Annotated in this window: 6 protein-coding genes; 3 read left to right on the top strand and 3 right to left on the bottom strand. The window is 66.0% G+C overall.

Features of this window, described 5'->3' with window-relative positions:
* From ACR2JA_RS14450 to ACR2JA_RS14440, 3 genes are all read left to right on the top strand, one after another.
* Positions 1-592, top strand: a 592-nt coding sequence (locus tag ACR2JA_RS14450) for a hypothetical protein (protein ID WP_434009777.1), incomplete at its 5' end; no start/stop codon positions are given.
* Positions 550-1,140 (top strand): GFA family protein, encoded by a 591-nt coding sequence (locus tag ACR2JA_RS14445; RefSeq protein ID WP_434009776.1) that lies wholly within the window; start codon positions 550-552, stop codon positions 1,138-1,140. The genes ACR2JA_RS14450 and ACR2JA_RS14445, both read left to right, overlap by 43 nt.
* Complete coding sequence (locus tag ACR2JA_RS14440) at positions 1,137-1,616, top strand: GNAT family N-acetyltransferase (RefSeq protein WP_434009775.1); 480 nt, start codon at positions 1,137-1,139, stop codon at positions 1,614-1,616. The genes ACR2JA_RS14445 and ACR2JA_RS14440 overlap by 4 nt, the downstream gene beginning before the upstream one ends.
* Before the next feature lie 36 nt (positions 1,617-1,652).
* Here ACR2JA_RS14440 and ACR2JA_RS14435 read toward each other — a convergent pair whose 3' ends face one another.
* The 3 genes from ACR2JA_RS14435 to ACR2JA_RS14425 form a co-directional block, all read right to left on the bottom strand.
* Positions 1,653-2,129, bottom strand: coding sequence for a rhodanese-like domain-containing protein (locus ACR2JA_RS14435; protein WP_434009774.1), 477 nt, complete (start codon positions 2,127-2,129; stop codon positions 1,653-1,655).
* Positions 2,126-2,764 (bottom strand): redoxin domain-containing protein, encoded by a 639-nt coding sequence (locus ACR2JA_RS14430; protein ID WP_434009773.1) that lies wholly within the window; start codon positions 2,762-2,764, stop codon positions 2,126-2,128. Before ACR2JA_RS14430 ends, ACR2JA_RS14435 begins: the two co-directional genes overlap by 4 nt.
* An 82-nt stretch (positions 2,765-2,846) precedes the next feature.
* The coding region (locus ACR2JA_RS14425) for a thioredoxin family protein (protein WP_434009772.1) at positions 2,847-3,248 on the bottom strand (402 nt) is incomplete at its 5' end.

Here is a 3,248-nt window from a genome sequence, read left to right as displayed (position 1 = left end):
GTCATCATCCACCTCGCGGGCCAAGCACCAACCCGGTGGGGTCCGCTCAGCTCAAACGTTAGCCATTCAGATGCGCCGCCTTGTCAACTTGCCGGAAGTTCGCCAGGCGGAACTGCGACTTCATTACCCATGGCTCAGAGCAGTTGCCTGGAACGAAGGCGATCTACCAAGCCATGTGAATGGGCTGGCGGTCTCAGTCTTCGATCGCTGGCTTACACGCGACGAGGCCAATGACCTCTTGGAGAATGTGCCGCCCGAAGAACAGGAAATTCGTACTGCCCGTCACGCTAAGTTCTGTGCATTGCTCGTTACTGGAACGCCAGTTCTGTCCTTTGCATTTCGCAGGCGCGCGCACGACCGCACGATCTTTCGCGAGTTCACCTCATCAGAGGTGCTGTACAAGTACTGCACGCCGAATGGCGGCACGACGCTAAAGCATCGCCAATTCCAAGTTGTTTTGCCTGAGCTGGGTTGCGCGTTTTTCGAGAGCTGGGATGACACGCATCACTTCTACTTCAATAGTCGCGCCTCCATTGACATCATTCGAAAATGGGCCGGGCAATGTGGCTTGTATCTTCTCGACCATGGCTAACCGGTCGCTCGAGTGGACCGCCCCCAGCTGGCCGCGCTATGCTGTCTTTCCATTTTCAGCTCCGCGCGGCCAGCTGGCTACGGCCCCTCAGCTTCAACGTTAGGCAACACGAAAATCGCATGAGCATCAATCACCAAGGATCGTGCCGTTGCGGCGGTATCAGCTTCAACATCCAAGGCCCGTTGGCACCCATCCAGGTCTGCCATTGCTCCCAATGCAGGCAAGCACAGGGCGGCCCTGTCGCCACAAACATTCCCGTTGAGGCCGCTGCGTTGGAGTTTTCGCGAGGCGAGGAATTGCTGCAGCAGTACGAATCATCTCCAGGCAAGATTCGGGCTTTCTGCAAGGTCTGCGGCTCTCCGGTCTACAGCAAACGTGAATCGCTCCTGGGCGTCTTGCGCATCAGGGCCGGGCTCTTGCAAGAACCCGTGGGCACACCATTGGCATTTCATGCCTTCACGGCCTCAAAGGCCAGTTGGTGGCCCATTGCGCCAGGCATTCCGGCGTTCCCGGAAGGCGCACCTCAACACACTCCGCCAAGCCCATGACATCTCGCCTCCAGCACACCGGCCATGGGTCACAGCGCCCCATGCCCCTGACCTGGACAGACACCCCGGACGCCATCGACTGGGACGCGCTCGAAACGCTGTACCGGCTGGCGCCGCTGGGCCACAAGCCGGCGGCGCATTTGCGCACCGTGTTCACCAACAGCCGCTTCACCTGCTTCGCCCACGACGATCAGGGTGTGCTGGTGGCCGCGGGCCGTGCGCTGGCGGACGGGGCGGACTGTTCGTACATCTGTGATGTGGCGGTGCTGCCGAGCCACCAGGGGACCGGTCTGGGGCGCGAGGTGGTGGCGCGGCTGGTCGAGGCGTCGCGCGGGCACCAGAAGATCCTGCTCTACGCCATGCCCGGCAAAGAAGGGTTTTACCGCCGGCTGGGGTTTCGGCGTCTGCTCACGGCCATGGCGATCTTCAAAGACCCTGCCGCGGCCCAGGCGCGTGGGCACCTGGGCGAGGACTGACGCGCTGCGGCCGCGGTGGGCGGCGCCGTCGGTGGATCAGGACGCGGGCAGCCCGAACGGTTTGACCATGGGCCAGCCGTTCTTGGCCCAGGTGCTCATGCCGCCGTGCACGTAGCGCACGTTGGTCCACCCGGCTTCTTGCATGGCCTGCACCACTTTGCTGGAGCGGTTTTGGGTGTTGCAGATGATGAGCACCGGCTGCGCCGGGTCTTTGGGGATTTCGCCGGCCCGCTGCTGGAGCTGCGACATGGGCAGCAGCCGGGCGCCGTTGGCCACGCCGGTGGCGTGTTCGTCGGCCTCGCGGATGTCGAACAGCAGGGCCTGCCTCGATTCGAAGAGCTGGCGCCCTTCTTCGAGGCTGACGCGCAGCGGGTCGCCGGCGGCGGGGGCTTTGTCAGAGCAGGCGCCCAGCAGGCCCGCCGTGGCGGCCAGGGTGAGGGCCGCGAGCCCGCGCAGGGCCTGGCGGCGGGGCGCGGGGCGGGCGGGGTGCTGTGGTGGGCGGTTTCGGGTCATGCGGCGGCGTTTTTGTATTTGATGCTGCAGCCATACGCCAGGCTGGTGGCCACGCTCAGCGGCTTGCCGGCCAGCAGTTCGGTCAGGCCCTGGCGCACGTGGTTGGTGGCTTTTTCAATGTCGGCCACGCGGGCGGACGGGATGCTGTCGATACCGCCGGCATACACCAGCAGGCCCTGGGCGTTGACGATGTACATGTGCGGGGTGACGCGGGCGCCGTAGCGTTTGCCGACGCTGCCGTCTTCGTCCATCAGCGTCGCGCTGGGGCTGGCGCCCTGGTCGCGCATCCAGCGCGCCAGTTGCGGCGGGGGCTGGTAGTCACCGCTGGCGTCTTCGGTGGAGTTGATGGCCAGCCAGACCACACCGCGCTGGGTGAAGTCTTTCTGCAGCGCCTGCATGTTGCCCTGGTAGTGCTTGCGCACGAAGGGGCAGCCGGGGTTGTTCCACTCCAGCACCACCGGTTTGCCTTTGAACTGAGAGAGTTTCACCGGCTGGCCGGCGGTGTTTTGCAGCGTGAAGTCTGGCGCGGGCTGGCCGACCGCCACTGCGGCAAAGGCCGGCCGCCAGGCGGCGGGCAGCAGGGTGGCGGCACCCAGGGCGAGGCCTTGGGCGATGAAGGGGCGGCGTTGCAGCATGGGATGCACTCCTGTGGGCGTCGGGCCCGTTGTGACCCGGCTGGGCGGTCCGGGGTTCCGCTGCTCGGCGGTCACACCGCGCTCAGAGGCGGGCCAGGGCAGCGCGCACCTCGTCCACGCCCAGCACTTCGCTCAGCACCACCGGCGGCTGCCCGTTCTGGAGCAGGGTGTACACCGGCACGCCGTTGCGGCCGAGCTGGGCCAGGGCGGCGGTGACGGCGGCGTCGCGGCGCGTCCAGTCGGCACGCAGCAGGGCCACGTTTTGGGCCGCCATGTCGCCCAGCACGGCTGCGTCGGCCAGGGTGGTGCGCTTGTTGTACTGGCAGGTCACGCACCAGGCGGCGGTGAAGTCGACAAACACCGGGCGGCCTTCGGCCAGCAGGGCGGCCTGTTTCTCGGGGCTCCAGGCTTCCCAGCGCACACCTTGCACGCTGGTGGCCACGCTTTCGGCGGCGCCGCTGTCTTGCAGGCGGGTCACGTTCGG

Origin of the sequence: Hydrogenophaga sp., assembly GCF_051007235.1 — a bacterium.
Classification (GTDB): Bacteria; Pseudomonadota; Gammaproteobacteria; order Burkholderiales; family Burkholderiaceae_C; genus Hydrogenophaga.
This window is presented reverse-complemented; position numbering and strand designations above follow the sequence as displayed.

Bases quoted from the DNA above. Each gene is read 5' to 3' on its own strand.
- ACR2JA_RS14430 (WP_434009773.1), bottom strand. From the start codon at position 2,764: ATGCTGCAACGCCGCCCCTTCATCGCCCAAGGCCTCGCCCTGGGTGCC.
- ACR2JA_RS14435 (WP_434009774.1), bottom strand. From the start codon at position 2,129: ATGACCCGAAACCGCCCACCACAGCACCCCGCCCGCCCCGCGCCCCGC.
- ACR2JA_RS14445 (WP_434009776.1), top strand. From the start codon at position 550: ATGGGCCGGGCAATGTGGCTTGTATCTTCTCGACCATGGCTAACCGGT.
- ACR2JA_RS14440 (WP_434009775.1), top strand. From the start codon at position 1,137: ATGACATCTCGCCTCCAGCACACCGGCCATGGGTCACAGCGCCCCATG.